20 protein-coding genes are annotated in these 23,519 nt (G+C 76.7%); 19 read left to right on the forward strand and 1 reads right to left on the reverse strand.

Annotated elements, in window-relative coordinates; all coding sequences use genetic code 11:
* The first annotated feature begins 69 nt into the window (after positions 1–69).
* From ACOACO_RS09350 to ACOACO_RS09380, 7 genes are all read left to right on the forward strand, one after another.
* On the forward strand, positions 70–1,053 hold the full coding sequence (locus ACOACO_RS09350; protein ID WP_420295951.1) for a ribose-phosphate diphosphokinase: 984 nt from the start codon (positions 70–72) through the stop codon (positions 1,051–1,053).
* 119 nt (positions 1,054–1,172) lie between these two features.
* On the forward strand, positions 1,173–4,013 hold the full coding sequence (locus ACOACO_RS09355) for a hypothetical protein (RefSeq protein WP_420295952.1): 2,841 nt from the start codon (positions 1,173–1,175) through the stop codon (positions 4,011–4,013).
* Positions 4,010–5,299 (forward strand): hypothetical protein, encoded by a 1,290-nt coding sequence (locus tag ACOACO_RS09360; protein WP_420295953.1) that lies wholly within the window; start codon positions 4,010–4,012, stop codon positions 5,297–5,299. The genes ACOACO_RS09355 and ACOACO_RS09360 overlap by 4 nt, the downstream gene beginning before the upstream one ends.
* A gap of 3 nt (positions 5,300–5,302) precedes the next feature.
* The gene (locus tag ACOACO_RS09365) at positions 5,303–7,267 is read left to right on the forward strand and encodes a serine/threonine-protein kinase (RefSeq protein ID WP_420295954.1); all 1,965 of its coding nucleotides are present in this window, start codon (positions 5,303–5,305) and stop codon (positions 7,265–7,267) included.
* A 203-nt stretch (positions 7,268–7,470) separates the two neighbouring features.
* On the forward strand, positions 7,471–8,139 hold the full coding sequence (locus ACOACO_RS09370) for a 50S ribosomal protein L25/general stress protein Ctc (RefSeq protein ID WP_420295955.1): 669 nt from the start codon (positions 7,471–7,473) through the stop codon (positions 8,137–8,139).
* 52 nt (positions 8,140–8,191) lie between these two features.
* Complete coding sequence (gene pth / locus ACOACO_RS09375; protein ID WP_420295956.1) at positions 8,192–8,800, forward strand: aminoacyl-tRNA hydrolase; 609 nt, start codon at positions 8,192–8,194, stop codon at positions 8,798–8,800.
* 178 nt (positions 8,801–8,978) lie between these two features.
* Complete coding sequence (locus ACOACO_RS09380) at positions 8,979–9,842, forward strand: hypothetical protein (RefSeq protein WP_420295957.1); 864 nt, start codon at positions 8,979–8,981, stop codon at positions 9,840–9,842.
* Positions 9,843–9,857: 15 nt separating this feature from the next.
* On the opposite strand, the gene ACOACO_RS09385 is transcribed toward ACOACO_RS09380, so the two are convergent.
* Entirely contained in the window at positions 9,858–10,607 is a 750-nt protein-coding gene (locus tag ACOACO_RS09385) for a TetR/AcrR family transcriptional regulator (RefSeq protein WP_420295958.1), read from the reverse strand.
* A 185-nt stretch (positions 10,608–10,792) separates the two neighbouring features.
* Between ACOACO_RS09385 and ACOACO_RS09390 the strand changes: the two genes are divergently transcribed.
* The 12 genes from ACOACO_RS09390 (at position 10,793) to ACOACO_RS09445 (ending at position 23,478) form a co-directional block, all read left to right on the forward strand.
* A complete protein-coding gene (locus ACOACO_RS09390) occupies positions 10,793–12,250 on the forward strand; it encodes a sugar transferase (protein WP_420295959.1) in 1,458 nt (485 codons plus the stop codon).
* On the forward strand, positions 12,250–12,726 hold the full coding sequence (locus ACOACO_RS09395) for a UDP-N-acetylglucosamine--LPS N-acetylglucosamine transferase (protein ID WP_420295960.1): 477 nt from the start codon (positions 12,250–12,252) through the stop codon (positions 12,724–12,726). Before ACOACO_RS09390 ends, ACOACO_RS09395 begins: the two co-directional genes overlap by 1 nt.
* Positions 12,723–13,301 carry a glycosyltransferase gene (locus ACOACO_RS09400; protein WP_420295961.1) on the forward strand — a complete coding sequence of 193 codons (579 nt, stop codon included), beginning with the start codon at positions 12,723–12,725 and terminating at the stop codon, positions 13,299–13,301. The genes ACOACO_RS09395 and ACOACO_RS09400 overlap by 4 nt, the downstream gene beginning before the upstream one ends.
* Positions 13,298–13,831 carry an acyltransferase gene (locus ACOACO_RS09405; RefSeq protein WP_420295962.1) on the forward strand — a complete coding sequence of 178 codons (534 nt, stop codon included), beginning with the start codon at positions 13,298–13,300 and terminating at the stop codon, positions 13,829–13,831. The genes ACOACO_RS09400 and ACOACO_RS09405 overlap by 4 nt, the downstream gene beginning before the upstream one ends.
* Positions 13,828–15,174: an O-antigen ligase family protein gene (locus ACOACO_RS09410; protein WP_420295963.1), complete on the forward strand. Its 1,347-nt coding sequence runs from the start codon at positions 13,828–13,830 to the stop codon at positions 15,172–15,174. Before ACOACO_RS09405 ends, ACOACO_RS09410 begins: the two co-directional genes overlap by 4 nt.
* On the forward strand, positions 15,167–16,507 hold the full coding sequence (locus tag ACOACO_RS09415; RefSeq protein ID WP_420295964.1) for a hypothetical protein: 1,341 nt from the start codon (positions 15,167–15,169) through the stop codon (positions 16,505–16,507). The genes ACOACO_RS09410 and ACOACO_RS09415 overlap by 8 nt, the downstream gene beginning before the upstream one ends.
* Complete coding sequence (locus ACOACO_RS09420; protein WP_420295965.1) at positions 16,500–17,456, forward strand: glycosyltransferase family 2 protein; 957 nt, start codon at positions 16,500–16,502, stop codon at positions 17,454–17,456. Before ACOACO_RS09415 ends, ACOACO_RS09420 begins: the two co-directional genes overlap by 8 nt.
* A gap of 43 nt (positions 17,457–17,499) precedes the next feature.
* Positions 17,500–19,038 carry a lipopolysaccharide biosynthesis protein gene (locus tag ACOACO_RS09425; protein WP_420295966.1) on the forward strand — a complete coding sequence of 513 codons (1,539 nt, stop codon included), beginning with the start codon at positions 17,500–17,502 and terminating at the stop codon, positions 19,036–19,038.
* Positions 19,035–19,934 (forward strand): sulfotransferase family protein, encoded by a 900-nt coding sequence (locus ACOACO_RS09430; protein ID WP_420295967.1) that lies wholly within the window; start codon positions 19,035–19,037, stop codon positions 19,932–19,934. The genes ACOACO_RS09425 and ACOACO_RS09430 overlap by 4 nt, the downstream gene beginning before the upstream one ends.
* Before the next feature lie 116 nt (positions 19,935–20,050).
* Positions 20,051–21,382, forward strand: a complete 1,332-nt coding sequence (locus tag ACOACO_RS09435; protein ID WP_420295968.1) for a YncE family protein — start codon at positions 20,051–20,053, stop codon at positions 21,380–21,382.
* Between the two features lie 10 nt (positions 21,383–21,392).
* Complete coding sequence (locus ACOACO_RS09440; protein ID WP_420295969.1) at positions 21,393–22,673, forward strand: hypothetical protein; 1,281 nt, start codon at positions 21,393–21,395, stop codon at positions 22,671–22,673.
* Positions 22,674–22,683: 10 nt separating this feature from the next.
* Positions 22,684–23,478, forward strand: a complete 795-nt coding sequence (locus ACOACO_RS09445) for a 3'(2'),5'-bisphosphate nucleotidase CysQ (protein ID WP_420295970.1) — start codon at positions 22,684–22,686, stop codon at positions 23,476–23,478.
* The last annotated feature ends 41 nt before the right edge of the window (positions 23,479–23,519 follow it).

Genomic DNA, 23,519 nt, shown 5'->3' on the forward strand with positions numbered 1-23,519 from the left:
CCGGTAGGCGAGAATCGGCGGGGCCGACCGACCCCGGCCTCCCCCGAGCCCGACAGGAGCGCATCCGGCGTGAGCGGAATGAAGCTGACAACCGAGAAGAACCTCATGGTGTTCAGCGGGCGGGCTCACCCCGAGCTCGCCGAGGAGGTCGCCGAGCTCGTCGGGACCGGTCTCGTGCCCTCGTCGATGTACGACTTCGCCAACTCCGAGAAGTACGTGCGCTACGAGGAGTCGGTGCGCGGCTGCGACGCCTTCGTGATCCAGAGCCACACGGCGCCGATCAACGAGTGGATCATGGAGCACCTCATCATGGTCGACGCGCTCAAGCGCGCCTCGGCCAAGCGCATCACCGTGGTCATGCCGTTCTACGGCTACAGCCGCCAGGACAAGAAGCACCGCGGCCGCGAGCCCATCTCCGCCCGCCTCGTCGCGGACCTGTTCAAGACGGCCGGCGCGGACCGCCTCATCTCGGTCGACCTGCACGCCGATCAGATCCAGGGCTACTTCGACGGCCCGGTGGACCACCTGATGGCCCTGCCGATCCTCGCCGACTACGTCCGCGGCAAGTACGGCGCCGAGTCCGACCTCGCGGTCGTCTCGCCCGACGCCGGGCGCATCAAGGTCGCCGAGCGCTGGTCGGCCCGCCTCGGGGGCGTGCCGCTCGCGTTCATCCACAAGTCGCGGCGCACCGACCGCCCCAACGAGACGGTCGCGAACCGCGTCGTGGGTGAGGTCGAGGGCCGCATGTGCGTGCTCGTCGACGACATGATCGACACCGGCGGCACCATCGTGAAGGCCGCCGAGGCGCTCATGGAGCAGGGGGCCAAGGGCGTCATCATCGCCGCGACGCACGGCATCCTCTCCGACCCCGCCGTGGACCGGCTCAAGAACAGCCCGGCCACCGAGGTCATCCTCACGAACACGCTGCCGCTGGCCGCCGACAAGCACTTCGACAAGCTCACCATGCTGTCGATCGCGCCCCTGCTGGCGCGGGCGATCCGTGCCGTGTTCGAGGACGGCTCGGTCACGTCGATGTTCGACGGCCACGCCTGAACGACGCATCGGCGCAAAACCCGACGCCGGGTCGTCGCGGCGGCCTACGCTGCCTCGACCGGTCACCTTGCCGACGGCCCCGGGCAGCTGCCGGGGCCGATGCTCCTCGAGGAACGCCCATGCTCCCGTCGCCCCGTCGTACCGCCCGCCGCGGCCCCCGTCCCACCGCCCGCAGCGCCCCCCGTCGTACGGCGCTGCTCGGCGTGCTCGCGGTGCTCACCGCGGGCCTCGTGTCCGCGCCCCAGGTGGCGGTCGCGGCGCCCGAGAGCGTCCTGCGCGTCGTGGACGTGCGGCTCGACGGTGACGGTGCCACCACGGGCGTGACCACGACGACCGTGCGCGACGCGGACGGCGAGCTCTCCACCGAGGAGGAGTCGCTCGACCCGGCGGACGCGCGGCTGCCGGTGCGCGTGCTGACCTCGTGGCGCAGCGACGACGGGGCCGGCACCGACCTCGCCGACCTCGCCGGGTACGACGGACGCGTCACCGTCGACGTGACGGTGCAGAACACGACGGTGCAGCCCGTGCCGGTCCGCTACGACAGCGGCGGCGAGGCGTTCGAGGAGCACGCGCTGGTGGGCAGCCCGCTGACGGTCGTCGCGGGCACCGAGCTGCCGGGCGCCACCCGGGTGGTCACCTCGACCCTCGCCGACGACCCGGCCGCCACCAACGGCGTGCTGGGGCGCACGACGGACGGCACGCCCGTGGTGCAGTGGGCCGCGCTGCTCGCCCCGCCCCGTCTGGCCGCCACCGCGACCTTCCGCCTCGTCCTCGACGTCACCGACTTCGACCCGCCGGTGGTCGACCTCAGCGTGCAGCCCGGTCTCGTCACCGACACCTCGCTCGACGGCCTCGTGCGCTCGGCGTTCGCGGACGAGCCGGGCAGCAACCGGCGCGTGCAGGACGAGACGATCGCGACGATCGAGGCCGTCAACGCGGTGCTCGGCGACGCGGGCGCCTCGCTCGACGCCATCCGCGCCAACCTGCAGGCCACCTCGGCCGGCTTCGGCCGCCAGGCGCTCGCCGAGCTGGGGGCGGGGCAGGAGGAGGTGCCCGCCCGCATCGCCGGCGTGGTGGAGGACCTGGAGGCGCTGTCGAACCCGGCCGGGACCGGGACGCTGGACCGCACCATCGCCCGCGCCGCGGACCAGGGCGAGGAGGGCCTCGCCGCCGCGCTGGTCCGCATCCGCGACCTGCTGGGCACCGCGGGCACCGTGGCACCTGCGGCCGACCCCGCGCCCGTCCCGGGGGCGGGCTGCGCCGTGGCCACCGCGCCGCCGAGCGGCACCGACCTGCTCAGCCTGTTCCGCAGCGTCGAGTCGCAGTTCGAGGCCTTCGCAGGCTCGACCGGCGCGTGCCGGGACGCCGTCGCGGCCTCGCTCGAGCGCTCGGTCGGCACGGCCGCCGAGGTCGAGGCGCTCGCGACCGCCCCGGACGCCGCCGCGGCCTGCGGCACCTCCCGCTCGCTGGTCTGCGTCCTCGGCATCGCCCGCGGCGAGGTCGCGCGGGGCGCCGGCGCCCTGGTGGCGGCGGGCGACGCGCTGGCGGCCGAGGTGGACCCGGCGGACGAGACGGGACGGGTGGTCGCCGGCATCGCCGGGCTGCGCACCGCCACGGCCGAGGTGGGCGCCGCGCTGGCGGCGCTGTCGACGGCGGACGCGGCCACGACGGCGGCCGCCCTCGACGACGTGCTCGCCGCCTCCCGGCTGCTGGTCGACGACCTGAGCGCCCTCCAGGTGCTCCTGCAGTCCTCCGGCGACCTGGCCCGCGGCCTCGACGAGGTCGGGGCCATCGCGACGGCCCAGGCGGACCTCCTCGACGGGGGGCTCGTCGCCGCGCTCGACGAGCTCGTGCGCACGGCCTGCCGCGCCCCCGAGGCCGACGACAGCCCCGACCTGGTCACGTTCCTGCAGGACGTGCTCGGGACGCTGCCCGCCTGCGGGGCCACGGGCGGCGGGCCCGACGTGCTCGCCCAGCTGGCGGGCGTGGCCGACGCGTGGGAGCAGGTGGCCGCGCTCGTCGGCGCGGGCGGCACGCTGCCCACCGCCCTCGCCGGTCTCAACACGTCCGTCGGCGCCCTCCTCGACACGGCGACCGACGTCGTCCGCGCCCTCGAGGAGGCGACGACGCTGCCCGACCAGATCGCCGCGCTGGGCGACGCCATCTGCGCCACCGTGGCGCGGGCCCGCGAGCTCGGCGAGGTCGGTCCGACCGCACAGGCCTGCCCCGCGCCGGGACCGGGCGGGCCGACCGCCCTGGACGCCCTCGCCGCCGCGTGGGGCGGCCTCGCCGCCCACAACGCCGACCTGGGCGACCGCGTGGGTGCGGCCTTCCGTGCCGCGCGCGCCGACTACCTCGACGCCGCCGGCCGCGACCTCGGCGCCGGCATGACCGCGGCCGCCGGGGCCCAGCAGACCGCGACGGCCGACCTGGGGGCGTTCCTCGGCGGGTTCGAGACCGAGCTGGAGACGGCCGGCGACCGGGCCTACCAGCAGGGCGAGGACCGCGTGGCGGGCGTCGACGCCCTCGCGTCCGACGCCCTCGTGGGCAGCGCGTCGACCCTCACCGGCGACCTCGCCCGGGCGCGGGGCGCCCTGACCGACCAGATCGGCGTGAACCAGGTCGCCCTGACCGGCACCAGCGCCGCCCTCTCCGAGCGGCTGCGCGCCACCGTCACGGCACTGGGCACCCGGGAGGGCCGGGGCAGCGGCATCCTCGGCGCCCTGGCGTCGAACGCGCGGCAGGCCGACCGGGAGAACGGCAACCTCGTCGAGGCGGGCGGCACGACCAGCGCCTTCGCGGCGCTGCGACGGCTCGACCTGCGGGACGCGAACCGGCAACGGGCGCAGTCCGAGGTCGCCGCCCGGATGCAGGAGGAGCTGAGCCGCGGCGACGCCGACGCCGGTGCGGACGCCAGCGTCCTCACGGTCTACTCCCTGCACCTCGGCGGTGGCGAGTGACGCGCCCGCGCCGACTCGGGCCCGGCCTGACGGGACTCGCCCTGGTCTGCGCCCTCGGGCTGACCGCGTGCACCGACGACGGCGCCGACGAGCAGGACCGGGACGACGCCGCCCCCGGGAGGGCGCCGGCCCCGGTCGCGCTCGAGGTCGCGGGCCTCGACGGCCCCGTGCGGGTCGGGGTGCTCGTCAGCACGGGCGGAGCATCGGGCGAGGGCTCGGACCTCGCCTCACCCGCCCACGGCGCGGTCGTCGCCGAGCGGCGGCTCGGTGCCGGCGGGGCCGACGTCGAGCTCGTCGTCGCGGACGACCGCGGCGACGCCGACGCCGCCCGCCGCGCCGTGGCGGACCTCGCGGAGGCGGGGGTGGTGGGTGTCGTCGCCGCGACGTCCGGCGCGCACCTCGCCCCGGCGCTCGCCGACGCCGCGGAGCTCGACGTGCCCGTGCTGCTGCCGTACGTCGAGGACGTGGCGGGCCTGCCCGCCGGTGCCTGGTCGACCGCCCCGTCCGCGGGCGCCGTCGACGCGGGGGTGGACGCCGCGCTGCGGTCGGCGGGCAGCACCAGCCCCGTCGTGGTGGTCGGCGCGGGCGCCCGCACGCCGACGGTGGCCGGGGCGCGCACGGTGGCGCTCGGGCCCGCCGGGACCGGCGCGGCCGTCGACGCCGTCGAGGAGGCCGTGGCCGCCGGGGCCGACGCGGTGGTCGTCGCCGCGCCGGCCGCCGCCCAGGGCGAGGTCGTCGCCGGCGTCCAGGCCGTCGACGACCTGCCGGTGGTGCTGACGCCGCAGGCCCTGCGCCCCGCCTTCACGACGGCCCTGACGGGCGCCGGCGGCGCGGCCAACGGCGACCTCCGCACGGTGGGACCGGACGCCGCCGACACCACGACGCTCGCCGCGGACGAGGCGGGGGACCGCGCGGCGGCGTACTTCGCCGCACTGCGCCAGGCCGCCGACGACCCCGGCCAGCAGGACCTGCTCGGGACCGGCCCGTTCGCCGCCCGGGCGGGCGACGCCGACCTGGCCAGCCACGACGCGGTCGTCGCCCTGGTGCGGGCCGCCGAGGAGGCCGGCAGCACGGCCGCCGGTGACGTGGCGGCCGCTCTGGACGGCCTCGCGCTCGACGGCGCGTCGGGCCTGGCCGGCCCGTCGCTCGTGTTCGACGACGCCGAGGCCCTCCCCGACGACGAGGTCCACGTGCTCGTCGGCACCACCCAGGACCCCGGGGTTCGGCCGGCGCCCGCCGAGCCGGTGGTCCGCCTGGCGTGGTTCGCCGTGCCCCGGGACGGCTGAGCCGTGGGGGAGGACCAGGAGCCGCGCGCGGCGCCGCGGGCCCTCGGCAGCCGGTACGAGCTGGTGGAGCGGCTCGGCGGCGGGGCCATGGGCGAGGTGTGGAGCGCCGTCGACCGCACCACCGGCGAGGCCGTGGCCGCGAAGCTGCTGCACGAGACCTACGCCCACGACACCGACATCGTCGGCCGGTTCATCCAGGAGCGCGCCATCCTGATGAACCTGCGCCACCCCGGCATCGTCCGGGTGCGCGACCTCGTCGTGGAGGGCTCGCAGCTCGCCATCGTCATGGACCTCGTCGCCGGGGGCGACCTGCGCAGCCACCTGCGCACCGCCGGGACCCTCGCGCCCCGGGCGGCGGTGGCGATCACCTGCGCGGTCCTCGACGCCCTCGCCGCGGCGCACGCCGCGGGGTTCCTGCACCGCGACGTCAAGCCCGACAACGTGCTGCTCGACGGCGGCGCGCCGGGGGACGGATCGGGCGTCCGCCTGTCCGACTTCGGCATCGCGCGCCTCGCGGAGGAATCGACGGTGCAGGCGACGGGCCTCGTCGGCACCCCCGGCTACATGCCGCCCGAGCTCTTCCAGCACGGCCGCTTCAGCACGGCCTCCGACGTCTACGCGACCGGCATCCTCCTCTACGAGCTGCTCGGCGGGCGCACGCCCTTCGCCGGGAAGGGCACGGTCCACACGATCGGCAACCGTCACGTGACCGTCGAGCCCCCGCCGCTGCCGGTGCACCCGCTGCTGTGGAGCGTGCTGGCGGTGATGCTGGCCAAGGACCCCGCCACCCGCCTCCCGGCCGGGGCCACCGCCCGCGCGCTGCGCGGGCTGCCGGACGAGGCCCTCGAGGGCGAGCCGCTCCCGCGCCAGCCGGACCCGGAGACGTGGCGGACCGCGGAGCGGACCGTCGTGCGCTCCCACCCGGCGCAGCCGCACCACAGGGCCGACGTCGCTGCTGCTGCCGCCGCGGCGAGCGCCCCGCCCGGCCACACGGTCGACGTGCCCTTCGTGCCCTCCGGGGTGGTGGGGGAGCGCGCGCCGGACCCCGCACCCGCGCCCCCGGCAGCGCCGCGTCGCCGCGCCGTGGTGCCCGCGGCCGCCGCGGCGGTGGTCGTGCTCCTCGCCGCGGTGCTGGCGGGCTCGTGGTGGGCCGGGCGCGACGACGCGGCGGACGGTGCCGGCCCCGACGCCGCCACGCGCGCCGCGGCGCCGGAGCAGGACGTCGAGCTGGGTTCGGTGGCCTCGCCCAGCGGGCTCGTCGTGGGCCGCGCCGCGACGTACGACCCCGGGGCGGGCGAGGTGACGGTCGAGCTCACCCTCACCAAGCCGGCGCAGGCCGAGCCGACCGTCCTCGTGTTCCTCCCCGGTCCGCCGGACGACCCGGCCGACTGCCCGACCGACGTGGTCTGGGACGTGCCCGCCGCCCCCGTGGACCCCTACACGACGTCCGTGGAGCAGGCGTGCGGCTGGGCGGTGGGTCCGCTCCCGGCCGGTACGACGACCCTGCCGGCCTCCGCGGTCGTGGACGTCGCCCTGGGGGTCGACGACGACGCGCTGCAGGCCTGGGAGTCCGAGGCCGCCGACCTGCTGACCACCGCGGTGGGGGACCCCGCCAACCGCACGACCGCGTTCCCCGCCCAGCGCGTGCGCAGCCTGCGGATGGAGGTGGCACCACCGCGCATCGACCTCGACGCCACCGCCACCACGCTGGTCTTCGCGACCTGGGCCGGGGGCGAGGCAGAGGCCGACCCGGTGCACGACAGCGGGGCCCGGCTGCCGAGCGGCGTGGTGCGGGAGATCGCGGGCGACGGCATGCGCTTCGGCACGACCTGCGACGCGATCACGGTGAGCGCCGACGGCGACGTCCGCGGCTACTTCCCCACGACCGGGCCCTGCGAGGTGACCGCCGAGCTGGGCGGCTTCACCCCCGAGCCGGCGACGGTCGCCGTCGTCGGCCCCAGCACCTGAGCGGGCCCGGCCGCCGGACGTCGGATTTGGCCGGCCCGTCCGACGGCGGCTAAGGTGCTGCGGTTGCCTCGGCGAGGGAGCCCCCGGGCTCCGTGATCGACAGGGCCGGTCGGACTCCCGTGTCCGCCGCGCTGTCGCGCCGCGGCGCCCGACCTGACGAGCGGCCTCCCGTGCCGCCGTACCAGCACCACGAGGAGTCCCAGATGTCCAACGAGAAGATCACCGCCGAGCGTCGCACCGAGTTCGGCAAGGGCGCGGCCCGCCGCATCCGCCGCGCCGACAAGATCCCCGCCGTCGTGTACGGCCACGGCATGGAGCCGCTGCACCTGACGCTGCCCGGCCACGACACGATGCTCGCGCTCAAGCACGGCGGCGCCAACGCGCTGCTGGAGCTCGACGTCGAGGGCGACGTGCAGGTCGCGCTGACCAAGCACGTGCAGGTCGACCCCATCCGCCGCGTCATCGAGCACGTCGACTTCGTCGCGGTCGTCAAGGGCGAGAAGGTCACGGTGGACGTGCCCGTCCACGTCGTGGGCGACGCCGCTCCCGAGACGCTCGTCGTCACCGAGAACACCACCCTCGAGATCGAGGTCGCCGCCACCGACATCCCCGAGGGCCTCGAGGTCTCGGTCGAGGGCGCCGCGGCCGGCACGCAGTTCGCCGCCTCCGACGTCGTGCTGCCCGCCGGCGCGACCCTGGTCACCGACGCGGAGACCCTCATCGTCAACGTCACCGCGGCCGCCACGGCCGAGCAGGTCGAGGCCGAGCTGGCCGAGGCCGAGGCCGACGCGGGCATCGAGAAGGACGAGCCCGAGGACGCCGAGGGCGACGCCGCCGCGGCCGAGCAGGGCGAGGCCACCGACTCCGAGTGAGTCCGGGCCCGGCGCGAGCCGGGCCCCTGAGCAGAGAGGGCCGGGGTTCCCCATGTCCGAGACCGAGAGCGCGCCCGGAGGCGTGTGGCTCGCCGTCGGGCTGGGGAACCCCGGCCCTTCGTACGCCGGCAACCGGCACAACATCGGCTACCTCGTGGTCGAGGAGCTCGCGGCGCGGTGGGGCAGCTCCTTCCGCGCCCACAAGACCGGGCGGGCCGACGTGGTCGAGGGCCGCGTCGGCGCCCCGGGCACCCCCGGGCCCCGCCTGGTGCTGGCGCGCCCGCGCAGCTACATGAACGAGGTGGGGGGCCCGGTCAAGGCGCTCGCCACCTTCTACAAGGTGCCGCCGGAGCGCATCGTCGCCGTCCACGACGAGCTCGACATCGCCTTCGGGACGCTGCGGGTGAAGAAGGGCGGCGGGGACAACGGCCACAACGGCCTGCGCTCGATGCGCTCCTCGCTGGGCACCGGGGACTTCCACCGCGTGCGCGCCGGGATCGGACGCCCGCCGGGACGCCAGGACGTCGCGGACTTCGTGCTGTCCGACTACTCGCGCACCGAGCGCAAGGAGCTGCCCCTCCAGGTGGGCGACGCCGCCGACGCCATCGAGTGCCTCGTCACCGAGGGCCTCGAACGCACGCAGCAGCGCTTCAACTCCTGACCGTCCGGCCCCCACGGGCGCCCGGACGTGTGGGAAATGCGACGCGCGTCACTTCCGAGTGACTTGCGCCAGCCCTGCATCGTTGGTTTCGCAAAGGTGCGGTCACAGCCCCGGTGCTCGGGCGTCCAGAGTGCGTGACGGCGCGGGGGAAGCTGTATCCGGAGGGCATGGGGTAGTCGTGAAGAGCACTGCACTGGACGAGGTCGAACGGTGGCGGGAGCTGGTGGAGCACACCATCAGCGCGGCCATCTCGCTGGACGCCGTGACCGTCGCTCGTGAGGAGGCGGGCGAGCTCGCCGCCGCCGGCGGCGGATCGTCGTCGGGGGCGTCGGCGGGCCCGGCGCACGTCGGGACGGACGACGGGGTGATCGCCGTCCGGCGCGAGTGCCCGGACGGCACCGGCATCGTCCTCCACCTCGTCCGGTCGACGGGCTCGTTCGACGCCGAGGAGCGACGTCTCGCCCGCCGGGTGGTCGACGCCCTCGAGCAGCTCGTGCGGGGCACGGTGGGACAGCTGCCGGACGAGCTGGAGCCCGGCGACGTGGCCGACGCGCTCGAGCGCACCCTCCACGACCTCGACGACCTGGTCGACGCCCCGGTGGTCGACCGGCTCACGGCGGTCGCGTGCCGCTTCGCGCAGCGCCTCGACGTCGCCGGCTGGTGGATCGGCCGGGCCGGGACCACGGAGCTGTGGCGCGCGGCGAGCTCCGTACGCCGTGACGGCACCGAGGGCGAGCGGCTCGGCGCCGTCCTGGCTGCGCCGTCCATCCAGGTCACCGACGACCGCACAGCGGCCGTGCTCGAGGGCGGCTCGCTCGTCGCCTGGGCGGGCGACGGGACGGCCGCCGCCCGGGCCATGGAGGTGTGGGGCGGCGGGGTCACGCGGGTCGCCGCGGGCGGCTACGACCTCGACGCCCGCCGCTGGATGCTCTGCATGGTGGGCGACGTGGCGACCCCCGACCTGCGCCAGGCCCAGGCCGCGGTCTCCGCAGCGGTGCAGGTGGCGCTCGGCTTCCCCCGGGCGCCGCGGCCGCCGATCTGACGGGCGCGCCGCCGCTCAGCGGTAGTGCGTGCCCAGCACCGTGCGCACGTGGTGCTCGAAGGCCTCCGAGACGTCGCCCATGATGAGCCCGGCGTGGCCGAACAGCTCGAGGCAGACGAACCCGTGGATCGCCGCCCACACCTGGGTGAGCCGCACGACGGCCTCCGGGCACACGCCGTCGGGTCCCAGGGACTGGGCCACCTCGAGGATCTCCGGCTGCACGGCCGGCAGCGGGGACGCCATCGCGTCCAGCGCCACGTGGCCGGCGGCGACGTCCTCCAGCATGATCTCGAGCGGCACGCGGTAGAAGCCGAGCAGGTGCTCGTGCCAGGTCGGTGACCCGCCCTCGCCGGAGTTCCCGTGGCGGAAGATCAAGGCGAACTCCGCCGGGTTGCGCAGGCACCAGTCGCGGTAGGCGTGCGCCATCGCCACGGCCCGCTGGAGCGGCGGGCGCCCCGGGGCGCTGGCCGCCTCGTCCAGGGCGGCGGCGATCGAGTCGAACGCGTCGAGGGCCAGGGACTCCATGAGGTCGTGGCGCGACTCGAAGTAGCGGTAGATCGCGGACGGGGTCAGTCCGACCTCGCGCGCGACGGCCCGCAGGGAGAGGTCGCTGCCGTCCCGCGCGGGGGCGAGGAGCTCCCGCGCCGCGGCCTTGATCTCGTCCGTCGTGGCCAGCCGGGCGCGGTCGCGGCGCGACGGGGCCCGCTCCGGTCCCGTGGACGCGGACGTCTCGGGCTGTGCGCCCCTGTCCGGTGTCTCCGTCATCGCACCCATCTCCCGGCTGACCCTACTGGTCCGACCGGTACCCGTGGGGCAACGACGCACGGTCGGCCCCCGGTCGGCGGTAAAGAACCGTGTTCGCACTTGACAACGCCGTTCACAAAAGCGAACAGTGTTCTCGGGACGGTCTAGTCCACCCCGGAAGTGGGGTCGAGGTCAAGGAGACGTGGGTGTCGGGCGTGGTTCGCGAGGTGTCGGGCGGTGGGCGTGGTCACGCCACGGTGCGGTCCGTCGCCGCGGGCGCTCGCCGCGCCGCGGGTGCCCCCGGCCCGGAGGGGGACGCCGAGCCGACCGCGGTCGCCGTCGGCACGCGGTCGAGGGTCGGCCGGGTCCGCCGGGTCCGCCGCTCCCGGCTGGTCCTGGCGCTCGGCGAGGTCGCCCTGCCGCTCGTCGTCCCGGCCGGGGGAGCGGTCGCCGGCGTGCTGGCGCCCACCACGGTGGGTCTCGTGGCCGGTTCCTGGTGGGCGGCGCGGGTGGTGCTCGCAGGCTCCCGCCCGACCCACGCCGCTGTCACGCGGACGGACCTGGGGGGCCTGACCCGAACCGTGCTGGTCGCCTCCGGCCTGCTCGCGCTCGCCGTCGCTGCCGGTCTGCTCGCGGCGCCGGTCCCGGTGCTCGTGCTCCCGGTCGCGATCACCGCGCTCCTCGTCGCCGTCCTCCGGGCCGCGGTCGCGGCGTGGCGCGGGCAGCCCCGCGTGGTGCTCCTCGTCCCGTCGGCTCGCCGGGCCACGCCCGAGGCCGGCGGCCCCGTCGCCCCGGTGGCCACGGTGGGCGTCGACCTCGACACCGGCGCCGCCCCGGCGCTGGCGCGCACGGTCGTCGAGACCCGCGCGGACCTCGTGCTCCTGGCGCCCGGCACGGGCCTCGCCCCACGGGCCGTGCGGGCCGTGACCTGGCAGCTGCAGGCGACGGGCGTGCCGCTGGGGTTCACCGCTCCCGCCGTCGCCACCCGGCGCCTCGGCCTGGGCCGTCTCGGGGGCCCGGCCGGACGCACGGTGCTCACGGTCGCGCCGCCGCGCCACGGTGCGGCGCACCGCATCACCAAGGCCGTCGTCGACCGGGCGGTCGGCGCGGTGGCCCTCGTCCTCGTCTCCCCGCTCCTGGCGGTCCTGGCCCTCGCCGTGCGGCTCGACAGCCGGGGCCCCGCCCTCTTCCACCAGGTGCGGGTCGGCCGCGACGGCCGGCCCTTCGTCATGCACAAGCTGCGCACGATGGGCACCGACGCCGAGCGCCTGCGCCACGCGTTCACCGACCTCAACGAGTCCGACGCCGTGCTCTTCAAGATCCGGGCCGACCCGCGCGTCACCCGGGTCGGTCGCCTCCTGCGCCGCTCCTCGCTGGACGAGCTGCCGCAGCTGTGGAACGTGGTGCGTGGCGACATGTCCCTCGTCGGCCCGCGCCCCGCGCTGCCGGCGGAGGTCGCGGCGTACGACGACACCGCCCGCCGCCGCCTCGCCGTGAAGCCCGGGCTGACCGGGCTGTGGCAGGTCAGCGGCCGCTCCGACCTCCCCTGGAGCGACGGCGTGGACCTCGACCTGGCCTACGCCGACGACCTCTCGATCGCGGGTGACCTCGTCATCTGCGTCCGCACCGTGTCCGCAGTCCTGCGGGCGAAAGGAGCCTACTGATGACCGACATCGCCGCCGTGCCGGGGCAGCGCGCGCTGCTCGTGAGCACCCAGGGCGGCCACCTCGCGCAGCTCCTCGCGCTGCGCCCCTGGTGGGAGCAGCGGCAGCGCACCTGGGTCTGCCCCGACACCCCCGACGTGCGCGACCGGCTCGCCGACGAGCGCGTCGTCACCTCCTACTCGCCGACGACCCGCAACGTCGCGAACCTGCTGCGCAACCTGGTGCTCGCCTGGCGCGTGCTGCGGCGCGAGCGGCCCGACGTCGTGGTGAGCGCCGGCGCCGGCGTGGCGGTGCCGTTCTTCGTGCTCGCCTGGGTGCTCCGCATCCCCACCGTGTTCCTCGAGGTCTACGACCGGGTCGACTCGCCGACGATGACGGGTCGCCTGTGCGGCCCCTTCACCACGCGCCGGGTCGTGCAGTGGGACACCCAGCTCGACGTCTACCCGGACGCCGCCCTCGTGGGACCGCTCCTGTGACCGCCGTGGACCCGGGCCGCCCCCTCGTGGTGGCGCTGCTGGGCACCGACCACCACCCGTTCGACCGGCTCGTCGACTGGATGGACGCGCTGGCCGGGGCGCTGGAGGGCCGGGCGCACGTGGTCGTCCAGCACGGCCATAGCGCCGAGCCCCGCGTGGCCGAGGGCCACGCCTTCGTGGGCCACGACCACCTGGTGCGCCTCGTGCGCGGCGCCGACGTCGTCGTGTGCCACGGCGGCCCCGGCACGATCATGGACGCGCGCCGCGCGGGTCACGTGCCCGTCTGCGTGCCCCGCGACCCCGCGCTCGGCGAGCACGTCGACGGCCACCAGCAGCGCTTCGCCGAGGTCGCCGGGGACGCCGGGATGGTGCGGCTGGCGACCGGACGGGCCGACGTCAGCGCGGCCGTCCTGGACGCGCTGGCCGGCACCGGCCCGCGCGTGGACGAGGAGGGGGACGACGCCGCCGGGCAGGCTGCCGCCCGCTTCGGCCACCACGTGGACGAGCTCGTCCGCCACCGGGAGCGCCGGGTCCGCTCGGTGCGCCGCGCCCTGCTGTCGCGGGTGCACCGGTGAGCGGCCTGCGGCGGGCGGGTGCCGCCGTACGCCTCGACGCGGGCATCGCCTGGCGCCACCTCGTCCTGGGCGTCGTGGCCGGCTCGGCGCTCGTTCCGCGGCCGCTGCGGTGGCTGGTCTACCGCGCCGCCGGGCTCGACGTGCGCACCCGCAACGTCTTCAGCGGCGTCACCATCACCGGCCGTGCCCTGAGCGTGGGGGAGCGCACCTTCGTCAACCACGACTGCTACCTCGACGTGGCCCGGGGCCGGATCGAGATCGGCGCCGACTGCCACCTCGCCCCCCAGGTGATGGTGCTGACCGCCACCCACGGGCGCGACGGGGCCGGGCGCACCTCCCGCGACGCGGAGTACCTGACGACCCGCGTCGGCGACAACGTGTGGCTCGGCGCCCGCGCCACCCTGCTCCCGGGGGCGGTCGTCGAGGACGGCTGCGTCGTCGCCGCCGGGGCCGTCGTCACCGGCCGGCTCGCCGGCGGCGGGGTGTACGCCGGGGTGCCCGCCCGCCGCGTCCGCGAGGTGGCCGCGTGAGCGACCCGCGCCCCACGGCCACGACCTCGACCTCCACCCCTGCCGAGCTGACCTCGGCGGTGCGGCCGGTCGCGCTCCTGCTCCTGGCCTACCCGCTGTGGTGGGCACTCGGCGTGCAGGTGCCCGCGTGGGTGGTCGCCGCCGTACCGGTCGTGCTGTGGCTGGCGGTCAACCGCCGCGTGGTCACCCTCCCGCCGGGGTACGGCGTGCTGCTGCTCTTCCTCGGCTGGGTGCTCGTCTCGGCGCTGATGCTGAGCACCGTGCGCTACGTCGCGGCGTACGGGTTCCGGCTCGCGCTCTACGCGAGCGTCGTCGCGATGGCGGTCGTCGTGTGGAACGCGCTCGACCGGGGCCTGCCGGGGCGCCGCGTGCTCACGTGGCTGGTCGCGCTGTGGGCGGCGGCGGTGCTGCTGGCGTACCCGGGCATCCTCGTCGACAACCTGCAGTTCACCAGCCCCTTCCAGGCGCTCACCCGCGCGGTCGGGCTCGACGACCCCTTCGTGACGTCGCTGACCCACCCGGAGTTCTCGGAGTACGACGGGCTCTACGGCTCGCCGCGGCCGAGCCCGCTCTTCGCCTACACCAACGACTGGGGTGCCGCGGTCGGGATCGGCTTCCCCGTGGTGGTGCACGCGTTCTGCGCCGCCTCCCGGCGCCGCGACCGCGTGCTGCTCGCCGGGCTGCTGGTGGCCGCCGTGCCGCCGGTGCTGGTCTCGCTCAACCGCGGCTGCTGGGTGACGATCGCCGTCGCCACGGGGTACGTCGTCGTCCGCCGTGCCGCCACCGGCGACCTCCGGGCGCTCGGGGCCGTCGGCGGCACCGTGGCCGGCCTGGCGGCGACGATCTGGTTCGTCGAGCCGGTGCGGCGCGTGCTGACCGCCCGGCTGGAGTACGCCAACACCAGCACGCGCGAGACGCTCTACCAGGCGTCGTGGGACCTGGCGCTGCGCTCGCCCCTCTTCGGCTGGGGCGCACCGCAGTCCTCCGCCGGTCTCGCCGACAGCAACGACGTCTCGATCGGCACCCACGGTCAGCTGTGGACGATCCTCGTCTCGCAGGGCATCGCGGGAGCCGTGGTCTTCGTCGTGGCCGTGGCCGCGGTCTGGTGGCACGCCCGCCCCCGCGACGGCCGCTCGGCGGACGTCTGGCTCCACGCGACGGGTCCCGCGCTGCTGGTGCAGATCGCCTTCTACGAGGTGCTGCCCGTGCCGCTCGCCGTGACCCTCCTGGCGCTCGCCCTCACCGGGGTGCGCCGCCTCCACCCCACCTCTCCCGCGGCCGGCGCCACCAGCGCCGCGCCCGCGGTCCTCCACCCCAGGAAGGTGACCGCTCACCATGCATGACGAGAAGACCACGACCCCGGACGCCTTCCCGGGGTCCGACGAGACCACCGGACCCGACGAGACGGCGGGTGAGCGGCGCGAGCTGCGCCGGCTCCCCACGCTCGCCGCCGCGGTCCGCGCCCACCGCCTGCACCTGCTCGTCGGCATGGCGCTCGGGCTCCTCGCCGGGCTCCTCGTCGCGGGGCTCTCGCAGCCGACGTACGCGGCGACGGCCACGGTGCGGGTCGGCAGCGGCCTCGTGCCGGTCGGCGACTTCCGCCCCGACACCCTGTGGGCCGAGGACCAGGTCGCCCTGACCCGCACCCCGCCGGTGCGCGAGGCGATCGCCGAGGAGATCGGTGACGGCACGACCGCCGACGACGTCGCGCGCCGCCTGGGCGTGGTGGCGGAGACGAACAGCAACTACCTCCTCTTCACCTGGACCGACGACGACGCCGAGGAGGCGGAGGAGCGCGCCGACACCGCCGCCGAGGTCTACCTCGAGCGGGCGCAGGAGGAGGCGGTGCAGCGCTGGGAGAGCCACGACGCCCTGCTGGCCGACCTCATCGCGGCCTACGACGCCGAGGACCCGCGCGCCGCAGAGCTCGTCGAGGAGCGGATCACGCTCGAGGAGACCGTGGTCGACCCGGGCAAGGTCGCCGGGGCCGCCGCGGGCACCGCCCGGCAGACCTCGCTCGCCCCCGCCGCCCACGTCCTGGCCGGCCTCCTCGGGGGGCTCCTGCTCGGCCTCGTGTCGGCGTACCTGTGGCACCTGCGGTCGCCGAACGCGCCACGCCAGCTCGCGCTCGCCGGCTCGGGCGCAGCCCCCGGTGGCGGTCTCGCGGGTGCGGTGCGGCGTCGTCGCTCGGGCGCCCGCGACCAGGTCCCCGGTGGGGGGTCCACGTCGCAGCGCGGCGCGATCCGCACCGGCGGGCGAGACGTTCCCGTGCTCGCCGACGACCTGAACGTGCTCGCCGCCGTGCGCCGCGACGCCCCCGACGGCGCGCTGGCGCCCATCGGCCTCGGTGTCACCGGCTGGCTGCTGCGGCGCGAGCAGGAGGACCCGGGCGCCGAGCTGCGCCTCGGCGTCTACGTCACCCCCGACCTCGACCCGAGCGCGGCCGACCTCGTGCGCCGCGGCGTGCGGGCGGTCGGCGCCGACGGGCGCCTCGAGATCGACCTGCTCGACGTCACCCTGCCGAACTGGCGGATCGACTTCGAGGCCTGCGACGGCGTCGTGGTGGTCGTCGGCACGAGCCGCTGGGCCGCCGACGCGCTCGACGTGGCCCGCCTGCACCTCGCCGCCGTCGACGTCACCGTGCTCGGACGGGTGGAGGTCGAGGGCGATGAGTGAGGCAGGCGTGCACGGCGCGGGACGGGCGGAGCGCCACCCCGCCGTCTCCGTCACGATCGCGACCCACGGCCGCACCGAGACCCTGCAACGGGCGGTCATGTCGGTGTGGGAGCAGACCTACGAGGGGCCCGTCGACCTCGTCGTCGTGCTCGACGACGACCGCGACCCGGCCTCGCTGGGCCTCCCGCAGCCCCTGCGCCCCCACCAGTCGCTGCGCGTGGTGCGCAACACGCGGCGCCCCGGCGTGGCCGGCGCCCGCAACAGCGGGCTCGCGCTCGCCGAGCACGAGCTGCTCGCCACCTGCGACGACGACGACGCGTGGCTGCCGGGCCGCCTGGACGCCCAGGTCCGCGAGCTGCTCGCCGAGCCCGACCTCCTCGCCGTGGGCGGAAGCGTGCGGATCGTGCGCGGTGACGTGCACGTCGTACGGCGCGCCCCCCGCCACCGCGTGCACCTGCAGGACCTGCTCGACGACCGCGTCATGGAGCTGCACCCGTCCGCGCTGCTCTACCGGCGCCGCGCGGTGGCCGTGGTGGGCGGCTGGGACGAGGAGCTGCCGGGCGGCTACGCCGAGGACTACGAGCTGCTGCTGCGCCTCGCGCGCGCCGGCACCATCGGGCTCGTCGACGACGTCGTCGCCGACATCCACTGGAACGGCGGGTCGTACTTCTTCAGCCGGTGGCAGATGGTCGCCGGGGCCCTGTCGGCGCTGCTCGCGGCGTTCCCCGAGTTCGCCGCGTCGCCGAGCGGCCGGGCCCGCATCTCCGGCCAGATCGCGTTCGCCCACGCCGCCGCCGGCGAGCGGCGCGAGGCCCGCACCTGGATGCGGCGCGCCTGGACCGACAACCGCCGGGAGCCCCGGGTCGTGCTGACCGCCCTCGTGCTCAGCCGCATCGTCAGCGCCACCCGCATCCAGTCCGCGCTGCACGCCCGTGGTCGCGGTATCTGACGAGCCGCGGCCCCTGACGCCGCGGCCGGCCGAACGCAGGGAGATGGCGCGCAGCGGCGCCGTCTCCCTCGTGGGGTCGGTCGCGGCCGCCCTCGGCGGGTTCGCGCTGACGATCGTGCTGGGGCGGTTGTTCGGCGCCCACCTGGCGGGGCTCTACTTCCAGGCCGTCGCGGTGCTGATGATCCTCAACGGGGTCGCGCTCGCCGGCAGCGACACCGGCCTCGTCCGGGCGCTGTCGGGCCACCGCGCCGTCGGCGACCACGAGCGCGCCTGGCGGGCGGTGCGCCTCACCCTGACCCCGGTGCTCCTGTGGAGCCTCGTGGTCGCCGCCACCCTCGCCGTGCTCGTCGACGACATCGCCGCGACCTTCCCGGTGGCCGACCGCCCGACGGTCACCGCCTTCTGCTGGGTGCTCGTCGGCACCCTCGTCGTCTCCGCAGCCGGACAGGCGGCGCTCAACGGCACCCGCTCGCTCGGCTCGGTCCTGCCCTTCGTGTGGCTCTACCAGGTGCTGCTCCCGACCTCCCGCCTGCTCGCCGTCGGGCTGCTGTGGTGGGTCGACGCCCCGGCGGAGTGGCTGCTGGTCAGCTACGCCGGGCCGCTGGTGCTCATGGACGTCGCCGCCGCCGCGCTCCTCCTGCGGGGCGTGCGCCGCGCCCGCGCCGCCGCCGCTCCCGCCGCGCCGGCGGGTCCCGTGCTGCCGGAGGGGCCGCCCGACGTGCGGGGCGAGGCTCGCGCGCTGTGGGCGTTCAACCTCCCGCGCGGCGTCGCGTCCTGCCTCGAGCTCGCGATCGTGTGGGCGGACGTGATCGTCGTCGGCATCCTGCTCGGCCCGGCCGCCGCCGGCGCGTGGGCCGCGGCGAGCCGCTTCGTCACCACCGGCACCATGGCGATGGAGGCCCTGCGGCTGCAGAGCGCCCCCGCGATGGCCGGCGCCTGGGCGCGCGGCGACCGGGCCGCGTTCCGCGACGTCTACGCCGTCACCACCGTCTGGCTCGTCCTCGTCTCCTGGCCGATCTTCCTCGGCCTCGCGGTCCACGCGCCGCTGGTGCTCGGCGTCGTCGGCCCCGAGTTCGCGGAGGCCGCGCCGGCGCTGACCGTCGTCGCGCTCGGCATGCTCGCCTACGTCGCGATGGGCAACGTCACCGCAGCCCTGCTCATGGCGGGACGCAGCGCGCTGACCGCCGCCCACACCGCGGTGGCGCTGACGCTCAACATCGGCCTCAACCTCGTGCTCGTGCCCCGGATCGGGCTGGTCGGCGCCGCGATCGCGTGGGCCGGGTGCCTGGCCCTCGACTCCGGGCTCGGCCTGGTGCGCGGCGGTCGTCGCACGGGGATCCGCCTGCCGTGGCGGCCCGTGCTCGTCGCGGGGGCCTGCGCGCTCCTGGCCTACGGCCTGCCCGGTCTGCTCCTGCGCCTGCTCGCCGAGCCCACGTGGTCGTGGCTCGCCGCGCACGCGCTGCTCGGCACCGTCGCGTACGCCGCGCTCCTGCAGCTCGCGCGCCGCCCGCTCGACCTGCCGCCGCTGCGGCTGCCCGCCACCCGTCCGACCGACCGCCCGTCCCGATGGAGGAACCCGTGAGCAGCCTCGACGACTCCACAGCCCTGCGGCGGGCCAAGTCGCTGGTGCCGCAGCCCGCGAAGCAGGCGGTGGGCACCGCCGTACGCCTCGGCGGGACGGCCACCGCCGCCTGGCGCCCCGGTCCCGACGTCCTGGTCGTGGGGGCGAAGCGCAGCGGCACCACGTTCCTGTGGTCGGCCCTGCTGTCGCACCCGCAGGTGCTGCCGCTGCTGCCCGCGGCCCAGCACGTGAAGAGCCCGCACTGGTTCACGCGGCACGCGGACCGGTCCGAGGCCTGGTACCGCGGGCACTTCCCGACCACCGCGACCCGGCGCCGTCATGCGCTGCGGCACGGCGCGGCGCTCGCCGTCGAGGCCGACCCGGCGTACCTGTTCGACCCCCGCGTGGCCACGCGGGCGCACCAGGTGCTGCCGGACGCGTGCATCGTCGTGCTGCTGCGCGACCCCGTCGAGCGGGCCTACTCCCACTACCGCGAGCGGGTGAAGGCCGGGGTGGAGTCCCTCGGGTTCGCCGAGGCGCTCGCCGCGGAGCCCGGTCGGCTGGCGGGGGAGCGGGAGCGGCTGGCCGCGGACCCGACCTACCACCCGCGGGCGCTCGACTGGTACTCCTACCGCGCCCGCGGCGAGTACGCCGACCAGGTCGCCGCGTGGCTGGAGGCCTACGGCCCCGACCGGGTGCTGGTGCTGCGCAGCGAGGACATGTACGCCGACCCCGCCGCCGCCCTCGGTCGGGTGCAGGACCACGTCGGTCTCGACCGTCGCCCGCCCGCCTCGACCCGCCGCAACCGCGCTCCGGGCGACGCCCTGCCGGCCGGTCCGGCCGAGGAGCTGCGGGCCCACTACGAGCCGCACACGAAGGAGCTCGCACGGCTCCTCGGCACGGAGGTGTGGTGGTGAGGCCGCTCGGACGGCCCCGGACACCGCACGAGCACCACCCCACCACGCCCACCACCCCCACCACCCCCACCACCCCCACCACCGCCGGCTCCGCCGGCGCGACAGGAGACGAGACCGTGGCACAGACCAGCACCGGCGCCGGCGCCGGAACGAGACCCCGCGGGAGGTGGCAGGGACGGGCCGGCGCGGCCGGCACCGTCGTGGCTGCCGTCCTCGCGCTCCTCCTCGGGCAGGTCGTCGCGGCCCCCGGCGCCTCCGCGGCGACCGTGGTGAGCGACGTGCCCGTGCCGATGTCGCAGACCAACGGCCCCGTCTGGGCGGTCGAGATGGCCGCGGGCCGGATCTACGCCGGGGGGGCGTTCACCTCCACCCGGCCCTCCGGCGCGGCGGCCGGCACGAGCGAGTCCGGCCAGGGCCGGCTCGTGGCCTTCGACGCGGCGACGGGTGCGCTGGTCCCGTCGTTCGCGCCGCGCCTGACGAACGAGTGGGACGGCTCGCCCGGCACCGTGCACGCGATGGTGCTGTCGCCCGACAAGAGGACCCTGTACGTCGGCGGTGACTTCAACTCCGTGGACGGCCAGACCGCCGAGCACCTCGCCATGTTCGACACCGCCACGGGCCGCTTCCTCGGCCAGGTCGGCTGGAACGGCGTCAACGGCACCGTGCGCTCGCTGGCCATCTCGCCCGACGGCCGCACCCTCTACGTCGGTGGCGCCTTCAGCGTCGCGAGCTGGACCAGCCGGGACCGCCTGGCGGCGTTCGACCTCACGACCCGCGAGGTCACGCCGTGGCGTCCGGTGATCAGCGCCCCGGTCGCGGGCGAGGCGCTGCGCACGACGGCCCTGGCGGTCTCGGCGGACGGCGCACGCGTCTTCGTCGGGGGCCCGTTCCAGCGGGTCAACGGCCGCGTCGCGCAGGGTGTCGGCGCCGTCGACGGCCGCACCGGGGCGACGGTGGGCGGCTTCCGCTCCGACTACCTCCTCGCGCCGTACAACTGGGCGACCGCCCTGCACGTCGTGGGGGACACGCTCTACCTCGCCGGTCGCGACGACCGGTCCGGCTCGACGAACCGCAAGGAGGGCGTGCAGGCGATCGCGACGGCGACGGGCGCGGTGCGGTGGTACTCGCGCTGCTACGGCGACACCTTCGACGTGCTTCCGCTGGGCAACGAGATCTACGTGGCCTCCCACGCGCACGACTGCAGCGCGGCCGGAGGGTTCGGCGAGACCAACCCGCGGCGCTACGTCGCGATGCACGTGCTCGACCGGTCGACCGGGCGGGTCAAGAGCGGGTTCCAGGTGATGACGAGCGGCGTGAGCACGCAGCCCGACACGCTCCTGCTCTCCCGCACGCTGGCCACGGACGGTCGCCAGGTCGTCATGGGTGGCGGCTTCACCACGGTGCAGGGTCGGAGCCAGGCCAACCTGGTCCGTCTGCCCGGGCGCTGAGGAGCGGGTCGTGGAACGCGCCGATCTCGTGACGCCGGGGGGTGACCCGGCCTGGGCCCGCACCGCGGCCGTCGTCTGGCCGCTCCGCGGCGGAGCGGGCGCGGCGCTGGCCCCGGCCCGGTCAGGCTCCCCGGCGGGCGAGGCCTACGAGCTCGTCCGGTACGGCGGGCGGGTGCGGTACGTCGTGGATCGCGGCCTGCCGCGCCGGGCGCGGCACGCCGTCCTGATGTACGGCAACCGCCTGCGCGCCCCGCGCCGCCGGGCCGCCCGCTCGCTCGTGGCCGCGGCCTTCCTCGCCGGCCCCCGGGCCCGCGCGGACGCGGTGGTGCGGGTCGTGCCGCAGCGGGACGCGCTGCGGCTGCGGGCGCTGGCCGCGGGGTCGCTCGGGCGGCCCGAGCACGAGCTGCACCTGAGCCTCGCCGTGCTCGACCGCGACGGCACGGCCCGGCCGACGGTGCTGGTCACCGACGCCACCGGTCACCCGCTGCTCTTCCTCAAGGTCGGTGCGGGGCGCGAGCGGCGTGCCGCGCTGCGCCGCGAGCGCACCGGGGCCCTGGCAGCCGCCCGGGCGGCCGACCTCGTCGGCGACGCGGCACTCCTCGTGCCCCGGCCCGTGCTGTGGCACGACGAGGACGGGGTCGCCGTGCTGGGCACGACGCCGCTGCCGCACGACGTCGCCCCCGCGGACGCCGCGGACCCGGCGAGCACGTGGGAGCGGCTCGACGCGCTGGTCGGCGCCGCCCGCGGTTCCGCGCCGGCGCTCGCCGAGTCCCCCTGGCTGGCGCGCCTCGGGGTCGAAGCGGCGGACCTCGTCGCGTCCACCGACGCCGCCGTGGCCGAGCGGGGCACGCGGTGCGCGGCGGTGCTGGACGCCGTGCGCCGCCTCCACGGGCGCACCGTGCTGCCCCACGGGCTGCGGCACGGCGACTGGTCGTCGTGGAACCTCGGTTGGGCGGACGGCGGGCGCCGGCTCGTGGTCTGGGACTGGGAGTACGGCGAGGGCAGCGCCCCGCTCGCGCTCGACCGGCACAACTGGCAGTTCGCCCGCGCCACGAGCGTCGGCGGCGCCTCCGCGGGCCGGGCGGCGGTCGACCTGCTGGCGCGCTCGGCGGAGCCGCGGTCGGCGGGCCGGGTGCGGACCGGGCCGCTCACCGCGCGGCTCTACCTGCTCGACATGGCGGTGCGCCGCGCCGTGCTCGCGGGCGGCGGTGAGCGGGGGTCGGGCGAGGCGGCCGACGCCATCCTCGACGTGCTCGCCGCCGACGGGCTGGGACGCCCCCGCACGACCTAGGCTGGGGCCCGTGCCCGGGACCGACCTGTCGTCGTACGACGACCACGCGCTCGCCGCCCACCTCGCCACCGTCGCCGGTGAGCAGCTGCTCGACCTGCGGGTGCGGGGCGTCGCGGAGAGCTGGGAGCCGTCGCAGCTGAAGGACACCGGCGACCGGGTGGCCCACGAGCTCATCGTCGGCCTGCTGGCCGGGGCGCGTCCCGGCGACGCCGTGCTGTCGGAGGAGGGCCGCGACGACCTCGTGCGGCTCGAGTCGGAGCGCGTGTGGATCGTCGACCCGCTCGACGGCACGCGGGAGTACGGCGAGCCGCCCCGCGAGGACTGGGCCGTCCACGTCGCCCTGTGGGAGCGGGACCCGGCCGACCCCGCGGGCGGCGGCGACCTCACCGTCGGCGCCGTCGCGCAGCCGGCGCTCGAGGAGACCTTCTCGACGGCCGCGCCCCGGATGTCCCCGCCCGCGGCGGGTGGCCGGCGACCCCGGCTCGTCGTCTCGCGCAGCCGTCCGCCGGCGGTGACCGACGTGGTCGCCGCGGCGCTCGACGCCGACCTGCTGCCGATGGGGTCGGCCGGGGCCAAGGTGATGGCGGTCGTGCGGGGCGTCGCGGACGCCTACGTGCACGCCGGCGGCCAGTACGAGTGGGACTCCGCCGCGCCCGTCGCCGTCGCGCGCGCCGCCGGGCTCCACACCAGCCGGATCGACGGCTCGGCCCTGCGCTACAACCAGGCCGACGTCTACCTGCCCGACCTCGTCGTGTGCCGGCCCGAGCTGGCCGACCGCGTGCTCACCGCCCTCGCCGGGGCGTGAGCCAGCCGCGCAAGCCGGCCGCCCGGCCCGCCAAGAGGGCG

Origin of the sequence: Nocardioides sp. CPCC 205120 (assembly GCF_048654585.1) — a bacterium.
GTDB lineage: Bacteria > Actinomycetota > Actinomycetes > Propionibacteriales > Nocardioidaceae > Nocardioides.

Coding starts and splice junctions, on each gene's coding strand:
- ACOACO_RS09355 (WP_420295952.1), top strand. CDS start 1,173: ATGCTCCCGTCGCCCCGTCGTACCGCCCGCCGCGGCCCCCGTCCCACC.
- ACOACO_RS09370 (WP_420295955.1), top strand. CDS start 7,471: ATGTCCAACGAGAAGATCACCGCCGAGCGTCGCACCGAGTTCGGCAAG.
- pth (WP_420295956.1), top strand. CDS start 8,192: ATGTCCGAGACCGAGAGCGCGCCCGGAGGCGTGTGGCTCGCCGTCGGG.
- ACOACO_RS09385 (WP_420295958.1), bottom strand. CDS start 10,607: ATGACGGAGACACCGGACAGGGGCGCACAGCCCGAGACGTCCGCGTCC.
- ACOACO_RS09395 (WP_420295960.1), top strand. CDS start 12,250: ATGACCGACATCGCCGCCGTGCCGGGGCAGCGCGCGCTGCTCGTGAGC.
- ACOACO_RS09415 (WP_420295964.1), top strand. CDS start 15,167: ATGCATGACGAGAAGACCACGACCCCGGACGCCTTCCCGGGGTCCGAC.
- ACOACO_RS09420 (WP_420295965.1), top strand. CDS start 16,500: ATGAGTGAGGCAGGCGTGCACGGCGCGGGACGGGCGGAGCGCCACCCC.
- ACOACO_RS09425 (WP_420295966.1), top strand. CDS start 17,500: ATGGCGCGCAGCGGCGCCGTCTCCCTCGTGGGGTCGGTCGCGGCCGCC.